Annotated in this window: 15 protein-coding genes; 4 read left to right on the top strand and 11 right to left on the bottom strand. The window is 70.3% G+C overall.

The features are described 5' to 3' along the window. Window positions 1-2: 2 nt before the first annotated feature. From ACH45E_RS38445 to ACH45E_RS38425, 5 genes are all read right to left on the bottom strand, one after another. Window positions 3-2,240, bottom strand: a complete 2,238-nt coding sequence (locus ACH45E_RS38445) for a bifunctional diguanylate cyclase/phosphodiesterase (RefSeq protein WP_361452055.1) — start codon at window positions 2,238-2,240, stop codon at window positions 3-5. Window positions 2,241-2,499: 259 nt separating this feature from the next. Beyond that, window positions 2,500-4,695, bottom strand: a complete 2,196-nt coding sequence (gene ligA, locus ACH45E_RS38440) for an NAD-dependent DNA ligase LigA (RefSeq protein WP_361452058.1) — start codon at window positions 4,693-4,695, stop codon at window positions 2,500-2,502. A 15-nt stretch (window positions 4,696-4,710) separates the two neighbouring features. Beyond that, complete coding sequence (locus ACH45E_RS38435) at window positions 4,711-5,712, bottom strand: methionine synthase (protein WP_361452061.1); 1,002 nt, start codon at window positions 5,710-5,712, stop codon at window positions 4,711-4,713. 321 nt (window positions 5,713-6,033) lie between these two features. Further along, window positions 6,034-6,723: an SDR family oxidoreductase gene (locus ACH45E_RS38430; RefSeq protein ID WP_361452064.1), complete on the bottom strand. Its 690-nt coding sequence runs from the start codon at window positions 6,721-6,723 to the stop codon at window positions 6,034-6,036. 26 nt (window positions 6,724-6,749) lie between these two features. After that, a complete protein-coding gene (locus ACH45E_RS38425) occupies window positions 6,750-7,289 on the bottom strand; it encodes a TIGR00730 family Rossman fold protein (RefSeq protein WP_361452067.1) in 540 nt (179 codons plus the stop codon). Window positions 7,290-7,339: 50 nt separating this feature from the next. On the opposite strand from ACH45E_RS38425, the gene ACH45E_RS38420 reads away from it, so the two are divergent. Continuing rightward, on the top strand, window positions 7,340-7,687 hold the full coding sequence (locus ACH45E_RS38420; protein ID WP_361452070.1) for a DUF427 domain-containing protein: 348 nt from the start codon (window positions 7,340-7,342) through the stop codon (window positions 7,685-7,687). A 37-nt stretch (window positions 7,688-7,724) separates the two neighbouring features. Then, window positions 7,725-8,504, top strand: coding sequence for an alpha/beta hydrolase (locus ACH45E_RS38415; protein WP_361452073.1), 780 nt, complete (start codon window positions 7,725-7,727; stop codon window positions 8,502-8,504). A gap of 61 nt (window positions 8,505-8,565) precedes the next feature. Here the strand turns inward: ACH45E_RS38415 and ACH45E_RS38410 are convergent, their stop codons facing one another. From ACH45E_RS38410 to ACH45E_RS38390, 5 genes are all read right to left on the bottom strand, one after another. Then, the gene (locus ACH45E_RS38410; RefSeq protein ID WP_361452076.1) at window positions 8,566-9,285 is read right to left on the bottom strand and encodes a YgjP-like metallopeptidase domain-containing protein; all 720 of its coding nucleotides are present in this window, start codon (window positions 9,283-9,285) and stop codon (window positions 8,566-8,568) included. Window positions 9,286-9,348: 63 nt separating this feature from the next. After that, window positions 9,349-12,960, bottom strand: coding sequence for a type I restriction endonuclease (locus tag ACH45E_RS38405; RefSeq protein ID WP_361452079.1), 3,612 nt, complete (start codon window positions 12,958-12,960; stop codon window positions 9,349-9,351). Window positions 12,961-13,177: 217 nt separating this feature from the next. Beyond that, window positions 13,178-13,618 carry a PIN domain-containing protein gene (locus ACH45E_RS38400; RefSeq protein ID WP_361452082.1) on the bottom strand — a complete coding sequence of 147 codons (441 nt, stop codon included), beginning with the start codon at window positions 13,616-13,618 and terminating at the stop codon, window positions 13,178-13,180. Then, the gene (locus ACH45E_RS38395) at window positions 13,615-13,893 is read right to left on the bottom strand and encodes a hypothetical protein (protein ID WP_361452085.1); all 279 of its coding nucleotides are present in this window, start codon (window positions 13,891-13,893) and stop codon (window positions 13,615-13,617) included. The genes ACH45E_RS38400 and ACH45E_RS38395 overlap by 4 nt, the downstream gene beginning before the upstream one ends. 144 nt (window positions 13,894-14,037) lie before the next feature. Next, window positions 14,038-14,571, bottom strand: coding sequence for an ATP-binding protein (locus ACH45E_RS38390; protein ID WP_361452088.1), 534 nt, complete (start codon window positions 14,569-14,571; stop codon window positions 14,038-14,040). A gap of 305 nt (window positions 14,572-14,876) precedes the next feature. Between ACH45E_RS38390 and ACH45E_RS38385 the strand changes: the two genes are divergently transcribed. Together ACH45E_RS38385 and ACH45E_RS38380 are read left to right on the top strand one after the other, a co-directional pair. Next, a complete protein-coding gene (locus tag ACH45E_RS38385) occupies window positions 14,877-15,728 on the top strand; it encodes a helix-turn-helix transcriptional regulator (protein WP_361452091.1) in 852 nt (283 codons plus the stop codon). A 13-nt stretch (window positions 15,729-15,741) separates the two neighbouring features. After that, window positions 15,742-15,930 (top strand): DUF397 domain-containing protein, encoded by a 189-nt coding sequence (locus ACH45E_RS38380; protein ID WP_361452094.1) that lies wholly within the window; start codon window positions 15,742-15,744, stop codon window positions 15,928-15,930. Window positions 15,931-15,944: 14 nt separating this feature from the next. Here ACH45E_RS38380 and ACH45E_RS38375 read toward each other — a convergent pair whose 3' ends face one another. Beyond that, on the bottom strand, window positions 15,945-16,739 hold the full coding sequence (locus tag ACH45E_RS38375) for a restriction endonuclease subunit S (protein WP_361452097.1): 795 nt from the start codon (window positions 16,737-16,739) through the stop codon (window positions 15,945-15,947). Between the last annotated feature and the right edge of the window lie 298 nt (window positions 16,740-17,037).

The raw sequence follows: 17,037 nt of genomic DNA, 5'->3' as shown, positions 1-17,037 counted from the left end.
GATCACTCGGCGGCCGGCAGAGCCGCCCGTGGCCGCTGCCATCCCCGCGGTCCGCGGGCCAGCAGCCAGGCGGTGGTCTCCTCGGGGGGCATCGCCGCGGCCACCAGCCAGCCCTGGACGGCGTCGCAGCCGAGATCCCGCAGGCGTTCCCAGGTCTCGTCGTCCTCGACGCCCTCGGCGACGACGAGCAGGCCGAGGGAGTGGGCGAGGTCGACCGTGCAGCGGACGATCGCCGCGTCCTGTGTGTCGACGGCCAGCCGGGCCACGAACGAGCGGTCGATCTTCAGCTCGCTGACCGGCAGCCGGCGCAGATGAACCAGCGAGGAGTACCCGGTACCGAAGTCGTCGAGGGACATCTTCACGCCGTGCCCGGTCAGTCCGGCGAGGGTGTCGGCGGCCCGCTGCGGGTCCTCCAGCAGCACGTGTTCCGTTATCTCCAGTTGGAGCGCTCCCGCGGGCACTCCGTGCCGGGCCAGCCGCGCGGCCACCGAGCCGGCGAAGCCGGGGGTGTGCACATCGCGCGGGGAGACGTTGACGGCCACCGGCACGAACAGGCCCTGCGCGCGCCACACGGCGACCTGCCCGAGGGCGGTCTCCAGTACGTACTCCGTCAGATGGGGCATCAGCCCCGAGGACTCGGCGATCGCTATGAACTCGTCCGGCGGCACCTTCCCGCGCTCCGGATGCACCCAGCGGACCAGCGCCTCCAGACCGGCCACCTGGCCGTCGAAGCGGACCTTGGGCTGGTAGTGCAGCTGGACCTCGTGCGCGTCCAGGGCCCGGCGCAGATCGCCCAGCAGACCCAGCCGGTCGGGCGTGTTGGAGTCCCGCTTGGACTCGTAGACCTCCACGCCCGTACGGTCCCGCTTCGCCTGGTACATCGCCACGTCCGCGCGGCGCAGCAACCCCTCGGCGTCCAGGGCGTGGTCGGGGAAGACGGCGACGCCCGCACTGGCCTCCAGGACGAGGGTGAGTCCGTCGAGGTCGAGCGGGGAGCTGAGGGCGGTGACGAGGCCGCGGGCGACCCGGGTCGCCGACGTGGTGGAGTCGGCGACGGGCAGTAACACGGCGAACTCGTCGCCACCGAGCCGGGCGGCCTCCGCACCACGCGGCAGCGCCAGGCGCAGCCGGTCCGCTATCTGCAACAGCAGCCGGTCACCGGCGAGATGGCCGAGGGTGTCGTTCACCGACCGGAAGCGGTCCAGGTCGATCAGCATGAGGGCGGCGCGGGCACCGATGCGCTCGGCGTCGTCGAGGGCCGTCCAGATCCGCTCCAGGAGCCACTGCCGGTTGGGCAGCCCGGTCAGCGGATCGCGCAACTGCTCCTCCGCCCGGGCCCGGGCTATCCACAGGGTGGAGTCGAGCGCGATGAGCGGGATGGCGAACAGCGGGAGCAGCAGCGGCTGGGCGACGGCGACCACGCAGACCAGCGGTGCGATGCCGAGCAGCGCCACGGCGACCAGGCCGTGCCGGACCAGGGCGGTGCGGGCGACGGTGGGCAGACCGACGCGCGGGGCGTGCAGGTACCACAACAGGATGCGGGTGACGCCGAGATAGGCGCACGCGACGAGGACGACCTCGGGGGCGGTGGTGACGGTCCAGCTCTCGGGATTCCAGGGCCGCTCGACGGTGGGTACGCGGCCGAAGGCGCCCAGCACCAGGGCGCCCGCGCCGATCCCGAGGATGTCCACCGCGCCCTGCAGTACCCCTTGGCGCCAGCGGTGGCGGCGGGCTATGCCGACCAGGACGACGACGGTGAGGCTGACCATGCCGGCGGGCACCCAGCCGTACAGCAGCAGGACGGCGCTGGTGAGGGCGGCGCCGGAACCGGTGCCACCCCACCAGCGGGAGCGGCCGAGCATGACCAGATGGCCGACGATGACACCGGTCAGCACGGCCAGGGACCAGCCGACGGTGCCGGACGGGAAGAGCGCGTGGTGGCCGGTGAACGCGCGGAGGAAACCGGCGCCCAGGGCGATGGCGGCGGCCGCCACGACGGCCGCGTGCAGCGCGGGCCAGGGCAGGGGCCGTTCGGGTTCGGCGCCCGGCAGGGCGGCGGGCTCGACGGCCAGGGGTACGGGGGCGGTGCGCGCGTCCGTCGCGGTGGGCGGCCCGGCGGCACGTCCCTGCGCGCCCGGGCGCTCCGCGGTCCGCCCCGGCCACCGGCTCGTCCGCCATGCGTCCGCCATGCGGCGCAGGCGCAGCCGGGAGTCCGGAGCGGCGCTCTCGGTCGGTTCCATTCCCGTCCCTCTCACAACCGGCGGTGCCCACGCCACGCGGCCCGACGCCCGACAACCCTCAGCGGCTCCGCGTTGGAAAGCCCTTCCCCTTGCCCCGCACGGGCAGGGGGATGCCCCGACCGCAGCTGGGCACGGCAGGCGCACACGTCAACAGTAGGCCGCGGAACGCTTCCACGGGCAGCGGTCGTCGACGGTTGCCCGAATGCACCCCGGCCACCCGTATGCATCTGATATGCGCCGTTCGGGAGGCCTTCAACCGCTACTCTTCGGTCGGAAGCGCGACTTCGGCCGCCGCCTCGGGGCCCTGTTCCAAAAGGACGCCGAAACCGTCCTCGTTCAGAACCGGCACCTTGAGTTGCATGGCCTTGTCGTACTTCGATCCCGGGTTGTCACCCACGACGACGAATGACGTCTTCTTCGATACAGAACCGGTCACCTTCGCACCTCGGCTCTGCAGCGCCTCCTTGGCGCCGTCGCGCGTGAAGTTCTCCAGCGTGCCGGTGACGACCACGGTGAGCCCTTCCAGCGGACGCGGCCCCTCGTCCTCGCCGGAGCTCGCCTCCTCCAGCGGGACTCCGGCCGCCTTCCACTTGCGGACGATCTCGCGGTGCCAGTCCTCGGCGAACCACTCCTTCAGGGCCGCGGCGATGATGGGGCCGACGCCGTCGGTGGTCGCCAGCTCCTCCTCGGTGGCCTGTTCGATGCGGTCGAGGGAGCGGAACTCGCGCGCGAGGGCCTGCGCCGCCACGGGCCCCACATGGCGGATGGAAAGCCCGTTCAGGAAGCGGGCCAGCGGACGGGTCTTGGCCTCCTCGATGTACTGGAGCAGCGCGAGGGTGTTCTTCTTGGGCTCGCCCTTCTGGTTGGCGAAGACCGTGACGACCTTCTCCTCGCCCGTCCTGGGGTCCCGCTTGGGCAGACCGCTGTTCGGGTCGAGCACGTACGCCTTGATGGGGAGCAGCGCCTCCACCGTCAGGTCGAACAGGTCGCCCTCGTCCACCAGCGGCGGGTCGGCCGGCTCCAGCGGGCGGGTCAGCGCCGCCGCCACCACCTGGCCGAAGTGCTCGATGTCCAGGCACTCGCGGCCGGCGAGATAGGAGACGCGTTCCCTCAACTGCGCCGGGCAGGTGCGGGCGTTGGGGCAGCGGAGGTCGATGTCGCCCTCCTTCATGGCCCGCAGCGGCGTACCGCACTCGGGGCACTCGCCCGGCATCACGAACTCGCGCTCAGTACCGTCGCGCAGGTCGACGACGGGCCCGAGGATCTCCGGGATGACGTCACCGGCCTTGCGGATCACCACGTTGTCGCCGATGAGGACGCCCTTGGCCTTGACGACGTCCTGGTTGTGCAGGGTGGCGAACTCGACCTCGCTGCCCGCGACCGTGACCGGCTCGACCTGGGCGTACGGCGTGACCCGGCCGGTGCGGCCGACGCCCACCTTGATGTCGATCAGCTTGGTGTTGACCTCTTCCGGCGCGTACTTGTACGCGATCGCCCAGCGCGGGGCGCGGGCCGTGGAACCGAGCCGGCCCTGGAGGCGGATCTCGTCGAGCTTGACCACCACACCGTCGATCTCGTGCTCCACGGAATGGCGGTTCTCGCCGTAGTACGCGATGAACTCCCGTACGCCGTCGAGGTCGTCGACCACCCGGTTGTGCCGGGAGGTGGGCAGGCCCCAGGTCCCCAGCAGGTCGTAGCCCTGGGAGAGACGGGTGAGGCCCTCGTAGCCCTCCAGGGCGCCGATGCCGTGGACCACCATGTGCAGGGGGCGGGTGGCGGTGACCCGCGGGTCCTTCTGGCGCAGCGAACCGGCGGCCGCGTTACGGGGGTTGGCGAAGGGCTTGTCACCGGCCGCCACCAGCCGTTCGTTGAGCTCCGCGAACTTCTCCATCGGGAAGTAGACCTCGCCGCGGATCTCCACCAGGTCGGGGACGCGGTCGCCCTTCAGACGGTCCGGGATCTCCGCGATCGTGCGGACGTTGGGCGTGATGTCCTCGCCCGTGCGGCCGTCCCCCCGGGTGGCGGCGCGGGTGAGGCGGCCGCGCTCGTAGGTGAGGTTGACGGCGAGGCCGTCGACCTTCAGCTCGCACAGGAAGTGGTACTCCTGCTCGCCGAGTTCGCGGGCGATGCGGTCGGCCCAGGTGGCGAGGTCGTCGTCGTTGAAGGTGTTGTCCAGGGAGAGCATCCGCTGGCGGTGTTCGACCGACGTGAACTCCGTCTGGTACGACCCGGCGACCTTCTGGGTCGGCGAGTCCGGCGTGCGCAGCTCCGGATACTCCTCCTCCAGCGCCTCCAGAGTCTTCAGGAGCCCGTCGAACTCGGCGTCGCTGATGACGGGAGCGTCCTTCACGTAGTACCGGAAGCGGTGCTCCTCGATCTGCTCAGCGAGCTGCGCGTGCTTCTCCCGTGCCTCGGCGGGCACTGCCGTCTCCGCCTGCTGCTTGTCGCCGGCCACCGTGTTGTCCTCCCGTTACTCTGGGTTGTCCGCGAGGGATCTCGCCGCCCGGACGCAGTGGGCGAGCGCCCGGCGCGCGTACTCCGGGGAAGCACCCGCGAGTCCGCACGCCGGGGTGAGGGTCACCGCCCGGGCGAGCAGCCCCGGATGCAGCCCCAGCCTGCGCCACAACGTCCTGACACCCATGACGCTACCGGCAGGGTCTGACAATGGGCCGTCCGTGCCCGGCACGACTCCGGTCAGGAGCCAGGTGCCGCCCTCCACCGCCTCGCCGATCGCGTCGTCGTCACGCTCGGTGAGAAGCGAGAAGTCGAAGGAGACCCCGGCCGCGCCTGCCCGGCGCAGCAGGGCGAAGGGCACGTCCGGGGCGCAGGAGTGGACCACGACGGGGTCCGGCGCGTGCACGCCGACCAGGTCGCGGAGGGTGGCCTCGACGACCTGCCGGTCCACCGCACGGTGGGTGCGGTAGCCGCTGGCGCTCTTCACCTGGCCGCGCAGGACGGCGGTGAGGGAGGGCTCGTCGAGCTGGAGCACGAGGCGGGCACCGGGGATGCGGCGGCGGACCTCGGCGAGGTGCTGGCGCAGGCCTTCGGCGAGGGAGGCGGCGAGGTCGCGGCAGGCGCCGGGGTCGGAGAGGGCGGCCTCGCCGTTCCTCAGCTCCAGGTTCGCCGCGAGCGTCCACGGGCCGACGGCCTGCACCTTCAGCGGGCCCTCGTAGTCCTGCGTGAACTCCTCCAGCGCGTCGAGGTCCTCTCCCAGCCAGGAGCGGGCCCGCTTGGTGTCCCGGCCCGGCCGGTCGCCGATCCGCCAGCCGCTGGGCTCCACGCGCGCGTACAGCTCGACGAGCATTCCGGCGGTGCGGCCGATCATGTCGGCGCCGGGGCCGCGGGCGGGGAGCTCGGGGAGGAAGGGGAAGTCCTCGAAGCTGCCGGTGGCTGTTTTGGCGGCTTCCCGGGCGTCGGTGCCGGGGAGGGAGCCGATGCCGGTGGCGGGGCCGAAGAGGTGGTTGTCGGTCACGGGTGAAGCCTACGTAGGGAGGGCGGGCCTTGGTTGTCTCGCCCCCGCCGCCCTTACCCTTCCCGTCCCCAGGGGCTCCGCCCCTTCGACCCCGCCAGGGGGCCGCGCCCCCTGGCCCCCCATCGGCCTGAACGGCCTCGTCCTCAAACGCCGGACAGGCTGATGGGAGCCGGCCGCGACGGGAGAGGAGAGCCGCGCCCTCCAGCCCACTCGCACGGGTGGTGGGTGGGCATGGGCCGGGGGTCTGGGGGCGGAGCCCCCAGACGGGAGTGGACCGCCTCGGCGTCGAACCCCGGACGGGCAAGCCGCGCTCGCGGAGTGTCACAGACCCGGTCGTACCGTCACGTCGTTGAGTTCCGCGTCCCTGGGGAGGTCCAGGGCGGTGAGGATCGTGGTGGCCACGGACTCGGGGGCGATCCACTGGGTGGGGTCGTACTCCTTGCCCTCCTGCTGGTGGACCTTGGCCTGCATGGGGCTGGTCGTGCGGCCGGGGTAGACCGAGGTGACGCGCACACCGTTGCCGTGTTCCTCGTGGCGGAGGGAGTCGGCGAGGGCCTTGAGTCCGTGCTTGGAGGCGGCGTAGGCGGACCAGCCGGCGTGGGCGGCGAGGCCGGCGCCGGAGTTGACGAAGACGACGTGGCCCCGGGCGGCACGGAGCTGGGGCAGGAAGTGGCGGGTCAGCTCGGCCGGGGCGATCAGATTGACGTTGAGCTGGTGGCGCCAGGACTTGGGGGTCAGGTCGCCCACCTCGCCGAGGTCGACGACTCCGGCGATGTGGAGGAGGGAGTCGACCCGCTCGGGAAGCGTCTGGTGGGAGAAGGCCCAGGACAGCCGGTCCGGGTCGGCGAGGTCGCCCACGAGCGTCCTCGCCCCGGAGAACTCGGCCGCCAGCTCCTTCGCACGGCCGGCGTCGCGCGCGTGCAGGACGAGTTCGTCCCCGCGCGCGTGCAGAAGGCGGGCCACGGCCGCGCCGATGCCGGAACCCGCCCCGGTGATCACATGAGTAGCCATGCGGCCATGCTCGCACCGCCCGCCGCTCACGCGACGTCCTGGTGCTCCTCCAGGTAGGCCAGCGCGGCCACCGGCTCCTCGGCGAAGAACATCAGGTCGGCCAGCGGGCGGGGCAGGAAGCCCTCGTCCTCCATACGGCGGAACTGTTCCTTCAGCCCGTCGTAGAAGCCCGCCGTGTTCAGCAGCACCACCGGCTTGTCGGTGCGGCCGTGCTTCTTCAGCTCCAGGATCTCGGTGGCCTCGTCGAGCGTCCCGGTGCCGCCCACCATGATCACGACCGCGTCGGCCTTCTCCAGCAGCAGCTTCTTGCGCTCGGCGAGGTCGCGGGCGATCACCATCTCGTCGGCACCGGGCCGCGCCCGGTTCGCCAGGAACCCGACGGAGACGCCGACGAGCCGGCCACCCGCCTCCTGCACCCCGTCCGCGACCACCTTCATCAGGCCGACGTTCGAACCTCCCCAGACCAGGGTGTGCCCCGCCTTGCCGATCAGTTCGGCGAACTCGCGCGCGGGGCGCGTGTAGCGGTCGTCGAGCTCGGCGGCGGAGAGGAAGACGCAGATTCGCATGCGGCCAGCGTACGAGGGAACAACCCGGGGGCCTCGAGCGCTCTCCTGTCATGGCTGCAGGACACACGATCACGATCGAGCAGGTCGAGCGGCACGTGCGCGTGCTGCACGGCGAGCAGGTGCTGGCCGAAAGCGACCGTCCCCTGGTGCTGCGGGAGACCGGCTGTCCGGTGCGGTACTACATCCCGCCCGAGGACGTCCGGCTGGACCTCCTCACCCCCTCCGACACCCACACGTACTGCCCCTTCAAGGGGACGGCCTCCTACTGGTCGCTCCCGGACGCGCCCGACCTGGTGTGGGCGTACCCCGATCCCAAGCCGGACGTCGCACCGATCAAGGACCACCTCTGCTTCTACGAGGTGGAAGTCGGCGAAGTCGGCGAAGTCGACGTGTCCTGACCGATGAGATCCGTGTCGTGGGGCAGTCTGCACAGGTATGGACAGGGAGACGCTTTCCGCCGACGGCACCCGCATCACCTACGAGACCACCGGCCGGGGCCCCGCGCTGATCCTCGTGAGCGGCGCGATGTCCACGGGCCACACCATGCTGCCCCTGGCACAGCGGCTCGCGAACCGCTTCCAGGCCGTCGTGTACGACCGCCGGGGCCGGGGCGAGAGCGGCGACACGGCGCCGTACGCGGTGGAGCGCGAGGTGGAGGACCTGGCGGCGCTGATCGACGCGGTGGGCGGTGAGGCGGTGCTGTACGGCATCTCCTCGGGCGGGGCACTCGTGCTGGAGGCGGCGGCGAGCGGGCTGCCAGTCCGTCAGGTGGCCGTCTACGAGACGCCGTACGCCCTCGATGAGCAGGACGCGAAGGGACGCGCCGAGTACACGCGGAACCTCACCGAGGCGCTGGAGCAGGGCATGCCCGGTGATGCCGTCGCGCTGTTCCTCCAGCTCACCGGACTGGCCGAGGGCATGATCGAGCGGGCCCGCCAGTCCCCCATGTGGGCCGACATGGAGGCGATCGCGCCGACCCTGGCCTACGACGACGCGGTGATGGGCGGTGGCCTGGCCCCCCGGGGCCGGCTGGCCGCGATCACCGTCCCGGTGCTGGCAGCGGCGGGCGGCGCGAGCCCCGACTGGCTCCGCGAGGCGACCCGCGCGGTCGCGGAGGCGGCGCCCCGGGGGACGTACCGCGAGCTGGCGGACCAGACACACATGGTGGACCCGGATGTGTTGGCGCCTGTGCTGACGGAGTTCTTCGGTGTTTGAGTGAGCGGGGCCCCGGCACGCTCACGTGAACGTCGTAGGACCGATTGGAACAGACGGCTCTTCACACACCTCCGCGCCAAAGCTCCCGCTCTGCCAGCGCGAAACGGCGCTCCAGATCCTCAAGACCTTCGAGTACCAGCCGCATCCTGCGCCGGAACGAAGGCCCGTGAGCCGACACCGTCAGATGCGTCAGCTCATGAACGAGAACGAGGTCCACAAGGGGGGGAGGCAGTTGCATCAGCGCCCAGTGCGCGGTGATGGTCCCGTCCGGGTCACAGGTGCCCCAACGCTCCTTGAGATCGCCTACGACCACTTCTCTGGGAGCCACACCTGCCCGCACGGCCAGAGGCCGCACACGAGTGGTCATCCATTCCGTGCCCCGTACGGTGTACCAGTCGGCGATGAGCCGTGCGCCTTCCCGAGCGGAGTCGCGCCGCGGGAGTTCCAGCCACCCATGGTGCATTCGTACCCGTGCGCCCGACCCGGCAGGCAGGACTCTCAACCGGTGGCGGCGGCCGAGATAGGCGAAGCTCGCTCCGCTGACCAGTTCCTTGCGGGGCTCACCTCCACTTCGCCTGCGCCGGTCGACCTCGCTCGCAATGCGCGGCAGCCGGGACCGGACGGCAGCCGCGACCTCCTGCGGGTCGGCACCAGGAGGCACCGCGAAGAGCACACCGCCGTCCTCGCGGATCTCGATCCCGAGCGTCCGGCGGCGCGGCCGTACGACGACTTCCCACGTCCACTCGCCCGGCAGGGGGAGCGACGTGAGGGCAGACTGCACGGACACACTCACTCGGCATTGGTACCACTCGGCACCGACAACGGCTGGGACCGGTGCCCCTGATCACGCGTGCGGCCGCCCCTCGTACCGCAAGAAGTCGCCACGCCGCTCCACGGCGAGTTCCTGCAGAGCGGCGGCCATGTCTGCGGTGTCGTCCCAGTCCATGTGCAGGTGAGCGGCCACTTTGAAGCGCAGTTCCTTGCGGGCCTCGATACGGGCGTCGGCCTGGGTCACGAAGTGCGGTGCCCGCACCAGAACCGCGATGTCCGCCGTGAGGAGACAGGCCGCCACGTACAGGTCCACGTCGGCGGGCAGAGGTGTCGAGCCCGCCTGCTCCAGTTCCCTCACCAGCGCCCGATACACCGGCCGTTCCGTCAGCGGGTCGAGGCTCGGGCCCGTCTCCTCGACGTCCACAGTGATCTCGCCGACGAGCCGTGCCAGGTCGGCCGCGGCCTGCTCGAAGTCCTGGCGCATCCGTTGGACGATCTCTTCCAGGCGTGCGCTGAACGGCTCGTAGCGGGCGCGGTCCGTGCCGATCTTCGCCGTGATGTAGGTCCGCAGGCGGCTGACCATGTACCTGGTCCTGGCGCGGGCGTCGGGGTTGGCGTCGACCCGCTCCATGAACTCGGGTGCGCTCAGCTCGACAGGGGGTACGCGCAGTTCGACGCCGGTCACCCGCAGGTGGTCGGCGATGAGCCTGCGCACCTTCGCCCCGTACCGGCGCGGGCTGAACTCGTCGCGTCCGTCGAGGTAGCGCTGGCGCGCCAGGTACTGCACCTCGCCCAGCAGGCCTGCGAACCGCTCGTACCTCAGTGCGTACGGCCGGGGCAGGACGGCGCTCAGAGCCGTCAGGAAGTCTCGCGCGTGTTCGTCGAACTGCCCGCGCGCGAGCGGGTCCTCCAGCACGTCGAGCAGTGCCTCGCGGCGCTGTTCGTCGGACAGGGAGAGGACGCCGCGCTCGTCGTACGACGCCAGTCCGTGGCCGTCGAGGAAGCGGGCGACACGGCTGTGGAGATCGCCGAGAAGCCGGTCCGCGGCGGCGTCCGCCTTGAGCAGCAGCCCCTCGTCGGTGGGCGGTGTCCCCTCGAAGTCGGGGCGGAGGTGGTCGACGGAGACGTTGTCATAGCCGTAGACCTCCCGCAGGTGGTGCTCCTCGTAGGCGCGCAGGGAGCGGGCCAGCTCGACGCCGATGCCGACGAAGTCGACGAGCGTTCCCCACCGCTTGCGCGGATACGGCCGGTTGGTGCGGGCTACGGCCTGGAGCAGACCGGCGCCGGAAAGGGCGCAGTCCAGGTAGAGGATCTGTTCGACGGGGGCGTCGAAGCCGGTGAGCAGCATCGACTGGACGACGAGAAAGGCGAGGGGCTCCGCTGTCTCCCGGTCATCGTGGTCGTCACGGTCGTCGTCCGCGGTGTCTTCCGCTCCCGGGTGCTCAAGCCAGAACACGTCTGTAACGGGGCCTCCGGCGGCACCGTGCGCCTGCCCCGACGCACCGTGGGGCTCGACGGGCCAGGAGGGGTCGGCGGCCGCGGCCAAGGGGTCCCCGAGACCCGTCTTGAAGCGCTCGACGTACGCGTCCTGCCGCGACTTCAGCGTCCACTGCCGCCAGTCGGGAGGATCCTTCCTCGGGTCGCCGTGGATCACGACCGCCGCGTCGATGGAGGCGAGGACATCCCGGTGCGGCAGGACGGTGAGCAGCTTCCGCATCTCGTCGTCGGCGCCGAGGGCTACCATCGGGTCGTGGGCGATGGCGGGGTCGAGCGCGTCGAGCTGCGCGAGCAGCCGGTCCCGGGCGTCGAGCAGCGCGTCGCGGTAACGGACGGCGGCCAGCCGGGACACCGCCGCCAGCTGGGCTCCGAAGCGGTCGGGCAGGGCGTTCACCGCCCAGTGCCGCAGCATGAAGTCGGCCTTGTACGCGATCACCGAGGACGCCTCGAGGACTTCCTTCCTGCGAGCGAACTTCCGCAGCACCTGCTCGCGCCGCTCCGGGTCGTCGGGCACCTGCTCGTCGAACTTCACGTCGAGCGCGGCCTTCTCGATCACTTCCAGCGGCGCGTCGTACGCCTCGTAGCGCACGGGAACGACGGAACGGTCCAGCTCGGCCTCGCGCAGTGTGTAGGCGTCGACCAGCTTCCCGAAGATGTCCTCGGTCTCCTTGCGGGTGCCCCGGATGATGGGCGTGCCGGTGAATCCGACGAGGACGGCGTTCGGCAGTAGGGCGCGCAGCCGGACGTGCAGCCAGCCGGCGTGACCCCGGTGGGCCTCGTCGACGAGCACGACGATGTCGTGGCCGGGGTTCGCGGGCCGCTCGTCGGCGGGGGCGTCCTTGTCGGCCCCCTGCGGCAGGAGATCGTCCGCGCGGCTGTCGTAGGCGGTGTCGTCCCGCTGGGCCTTCTGGAGCATGACCAGGACGACGTCCGGTACGCGTACGGCGAGCTGGGCGCGCGCGTCGGCGACGCCGTCGGCCCGGTGAACGGTTTCCTCGGTGGCCGCCAGCGACGACCGGATCTGCTTCTCCAGGTCGATCCGGTCGGTGACGATCACGATCTTGTGCCGCTTGAGCTCGTTGTCGTTCCTGAGGTGACGCACCAGGAAGGCCATGGTGAGGCTCTTGCCGGACCCCTGGGTGTGCCAGACGACACCGCCGCGCTGGTCGACGTCCCGCCTCGCCGCCACCGCCCGCCTGCGCTCCCGGAGCCGATGGGCGAGTCTGTGCACGGCCTTGAACTGCTGGTAGCGGCCGATCACCTTGAGCGTACGGTGCCCCTGACCGCGCTCGGTGGTGAAGTCCCGCACGAGCGTGAGGAGATGACCGGGCCGAAGCACTCCTGCGGCGAGCACGGCCATGTCGGTGTCGCAGCCGTCGGCGGGCGCGGGCTCGGTGGTCCGCCACGGGGTGAAGTACTCGGGCGTCGAGGTGACGGTGCCCAGCTCGGCGTACGTCCGGTCGGTGCCGACCAGCACCTGCGCGAACCGGGTGAACTCCGCGACGGGGGCTGGGGATTCAAGGCTCGCGTAGCCGCAGACCTGCCCTACCGCCTCGTCGAGCGCGGCTCTGCTCCCCTCCCTGCCGCCGGAGGTGAGCGGGGCCTTGCACTCGATGACGACCCAGGGCAGCCCGTTGACGAACAGCACCAGGTCGGGAGTCACGGGCCCCCCGCCCTTCCGCTCCACGCGGAACTGGCTCACCGCGAGGAGGTCGTTGCGGCCCCCGTTCTCCCCGTCCCAGTCGACGAGTTGTACGTGCTCGGGGTCGCCCTTCCGCCAGCCGGGCAGCACGCGGGCGTTGACGCCCTTGCGCAGCAGCCGGGTCACGGCGAGGTTGCCGCCCACACCGCGATCCACCGGCCCCTGCCCGGGGGCAGAGCCGAGCACGAGGGCCAGGAGGTAGTCGAGTTGGGCGGCAGTGAGCCAGGTGCCGCCGCCGTTCGGGAGCGTGTTGATCCGGGACACGGCGTCCCGGAACCGGTTGGCGTAGACGACGTCCGTGAACGTCTCGCGTCCGGACGGGCCGGGCGCGGTGGCGGGTTGGCCGGACGGCGCGCCCTCCAGGTGCTCCCATCCGAGTTCGACCAGCTGCCGTATCAGCGGCTTCTCGGTCTTGTCGTACTCCGGTTGCTCCCGCCGACCCACCGCTGGACTCCCTGCCGTCACCGTGCGCCCCAGCGTCGTCATGGGACGTACGGGAGACTCTACTCACGGGCGGGGATGCGACCAGGGGCGTTTTGGCCTCGTGATCAAGCCACGAGGGGTCCAGGGGGCAGAGGACCACTGCCACAAACCGCGCGTGGTCCGCTTGCCGGGTTTCTCGTCAGTAAGCGTGACGCCAGCCGAAGCCGGACAGGGGCGCCGCACCAGTGGGCTGGTCAGCAAAGCCACGGCCAGACCGCGGTCAGGGCCGTACGTCCAGTGGCCGCTCGCCCGATCGCCGTGGAGCGATGATCCGGTAGTGGTTGTCGAAGGACAGGATCGTGGGTCGCTGAAGCCGCCAGGCCAGGCTTGCGTTGACGGCATCGGTCAGGCCGATCGCCTGCCCCATGTAGTCGCGCTGGATTTTCTCCGCCTCACCAAGGAGCTTTGCGTCAACGACGGGGACGCGCGCGTAACCCGTACCAACGAGGGCCCGCAAGCGAGATACGGCCTCTACGGCCTCCTTCTCCGAGGCCTGCTGATGCAGGAGGTAGTCCAGCTCGGCGAGAACGAGAGGGGACAGGACGAGAATCCTGGCCGCCCCGAAGGCATTGATTCCGTCCTGGTGCCGCTCGTCGCGACGGTTGAAGGCTGCGAGCAGCATGCTGGTGTCGGCAACGGCGAGGTTGACGGGCTCGGTCACGTAGAGCTCCCGCCCCGCAGGTATTCGTGCACGCGGCTTGCCAGGTCGGGCGGCCCGTCGAAAAGCCCCCACTCCTCGACCGCGTCACCGACGGTCCCCTCGGGGATGACGAGCTTTCCCGCAGCCCATTCGATGGCGAGCGCCTCGGGGGTTCGTCCGTCGAGGGCGGCGAGGTCGCGGAGGACACCTGCCATCGCGCCCGAGACCGTGACGTGAGCCTGGATCGGCTCAGGGTCCTGGGGCGGCAGGGCCTGGTTGTCTGCTGCCGAGATCATTGGATACTCCTTTGGCTCCGGCTGTTCCGACTCTATATGCCAGGGGTCGAGTGCAAATGATCCGAATTTGAGGGGTCCGCGCGGCCGGACAGGGGCGTGTCTCCGCTCCGAGCGCAAGGACAGCGCTCCGGACCGTTCAGCCCGTCAGGCGGCGAGCCCGGCCGCGGAACCACTCCTGTACGGCGGGCCCGGTGGAAGGGCCAGCTCGAACCAGATCGTCTTGCCGGCCGGTCCGTACGGCCCCTGGCCCGTCCCGCAGCCGCCCCAGCGGTCGGCGAGCAGGTCGAGGATGAGGAGGCCTCGCCCGTTGGGCGCGTGCGCGGGAACGGCCAGGGGTGGCACGAGTGTCGGCAGGTCGGGGCTCATGTCCCAGACGCTGACGCGGAGTACGGGTTCCAGCCAGTGCAGGCGGACGAACGCGGGCCCCTTGGTGTGCCGCACCGAGTTGGTCGCGAGTTCGGACGTCAGCAGTTCCGCCCGCTCGACGAGTTCGGCAAGACCGTGGGCGGTCAGGACGGCGCGGAGGGTGAGGCGGGCGATGCCGGGCGCGCGGGGGTCGCAAGGGAAGTGGAGTTCGTAGCTCCAGGGGGCGGTGAAGGGGAGCGGGGCGGGGTGCGGTGGGGGTTCGGGATCGTCGTGGACCGTGAGGGCGGTGGGGGTAGTGGGGGGTTGGGTCACGCGGCACCTCCGTTGGTGCGGGTGGCTGTGGTGTGCGCGGTTGTGAACCGCGCGGGTGGGCCGTGGCCTTCGGCTCCGGGTGGGTGCGGTGTCTCTGTCGGCGCGGGCGCCGCCCTCCGGATGGGCGGGTGGTCGTACCGGTGCGCTTCCGCTGGGTGGGGCAGGGGTGGTGGCCTGAGTCACAGGCTAGCCTCAGCGCTAAAACGCGTGCTACCTCAGTCACCAAAACGAGTGTTAATCAGGATTGCTGTGGACGGCCCCACACCGAGATCGGCAAACTTTGCGCGCGAGCAAGGAGTTGACCTATGGCACCACGCCACGCACCAACGATTCGTCAGCGGCGCTTCGGCGCTGAACTTCGACGGCTCCGTGACTCCGTCGGCATGTCCGCCCCTGTCGCCGCCGAGAGGCTGGGAGTGGATCGCACGATGATCTCCAACATTGAGTCCGGCCGCTTCGGCATCAGCGAAGACCGTCTACGCCGCTTGGCGAGCATCTACGAGTGCGACAACAGCGAGTTGATCGACGCTCTTGCCGTCATGACCGGAGGACGTGCGCGGGGATGGTGGGACGAATACCGAGGCAAGATCCCGCCCGACTTTCTGGACGTAGCGGAGCTTGAGCACCACGCCACGTGCCTGCGCACTCTCCAGACGGCCCACGTCCCTGGGCTGTTCCAAACAGAAGAGCACGCCCGCGCCCTGTTCGACCTCTTCGTCCCGTCACTGCCAAGGCTGGAGGTCGAGTTGCGCGTCGCCCATCGCCTGGCTCGGCACGAGGTGGTGGCGGGCGCCCCCGGCGTGCCCTACACAGGCTTGGTCTACGAGGCAGCCCTCCACCTTCGGGTCGGCGGTCGCCAGGTGGCCAAGGCCCAACTGAGTCGTCTACTGGAAGAAAGCGAGCGCCCCAACGTCAGGCTGCTGGTGATCCCGCTGACAGCCGAAGGATTTCCCATGGCCGGGGACACCATCATGTACGCAGCCGACGCGAGTCCTCATCTGGACACCGTCCAGGTGGACTCGCCCATCGGCGCGGTCTTCTTTGACTCGCCCACCCAACTGTCCAACTTCCGTCGGCGGCTGGACTTGGTCGAACAGGTGGCGTTGAATCCGGAGGAGTCCAGGAATCGGATCCTTGAGATCGCCAAAGAGCTGTAAGAGGTGCCCCCCATTGCACAGGTTGAAGTGGATCAAGTCCTCGTTCTCGGAGGCTTCGGGCAACGCCTGCGTCGAGATAGCCGCACCGAGCCCCGAGGGCATCGTCCTGCGCGAGAGCGCGAGCCCGGCCCGCGTTCTCACCACGGACCGGGCTGCGCTGGGGGCGCTCGTGACGAGCGTCAAGGCGGGGCTCGGCAGTTGAGCAGGCGGCTCCGCTCAGGCTGCGGAAGGCTCGACATGCCCGAGCAGCAGGTCCTCGACCACCGCCCGTTGAACAGCCCTCAGCTTGGTGATCTGCTTCTCCAATGCCCCAGAACGCCTCCTGACCGCACGAATCGGCCCGAGCAACCGCTCCTGTTCCTCCACCGGGGGCACCGGAATGGGCATCGCCTTCACCTGGGTCGAGTTGATCGACGCGAGGTTCGTGGTCTGCTTGCCCACACGCTGGAAGTAGGCCCGTCCCGCGGGCGACGCCGTGTACAGCGCGAGGAAGTCCGACGACAGCCGCTCACCGCAGCGAACCCGGAACACGTGGTTCTGGTGGAGGCAGGACTCGATGCGTCCGTCCCAGACCGCACCTCGGCCGAGTTTGTCCAGGTCCCCGCCCTCGGTGAGCAGCAGATCCCCCTTCTTCAGGGCGTACCGCTCGTACTGAGCACGGAGAATCCGGACCCGCTTGACCTCCGCTGTGTCGATGCTCCCGTCCAGGACGTTGGCGACGCGCAGGTACGGCAACTCGACGGTTCCGTCACCGACGGGCTCAGCACCGAGGGTCACCCCGGCGGCGACGGTTGCGATTTTCTTGAGCGGGACCTCGTCCCACAGTTCCCCGCACGACAAAGCCTCAGAAGACAAGGCCTGCTCGGCCAACCTCAGCTTGCCAAGCGTCCGCTCCAACGCCCCAATCCGCCGCTCGAAGGTGGCATGCGCGGCAACAATCCGGCGCTGTTCGTCCAGCGGTGGCAGTGGAACCTCAAGCCCTTCGACAAGCGGTCCGCTGATCTTGACCATGCTGTCGCTCGTTCCCCTTGCTCCAGCCCGCACAACCCTACGAATCGCGTTCGACCGAAGCACAAGCTCAAGGTAAGCAGGCAGACACCGCGTCTCATCCGGCCGTAGCCGCATCATGAGGTCCGGGTGAATGCACGGATGACCGGTGTGAACGTAGCGACCGACAAGCCCGACCAATTCCCGGGTGTTCGCGCGGCTGATCAAGAGGTCCCCGTCGGCCAAAAGGCAGCGGCGGGCCGTGGGCGTATCGGGAATGTTCTTCAATTGCACTGGCGCAAAGCCGTTCGACGTCAAGCAT

Origin of the sequence: Streptomyces sp. NPDC020299 (genome assembly GCF_044387825.1) — a bacterium.
Lineage (GTDB): Bacteria > Actinomycetota > Actinomycetes > Streptomycetales > Streptomycetaceae > Streptomyces.
The sequence above is the reverse complement of the archived record's forward strand: the minus strand, read 5'-3'. Positions and strand labels throughout refer to the sequence as shown.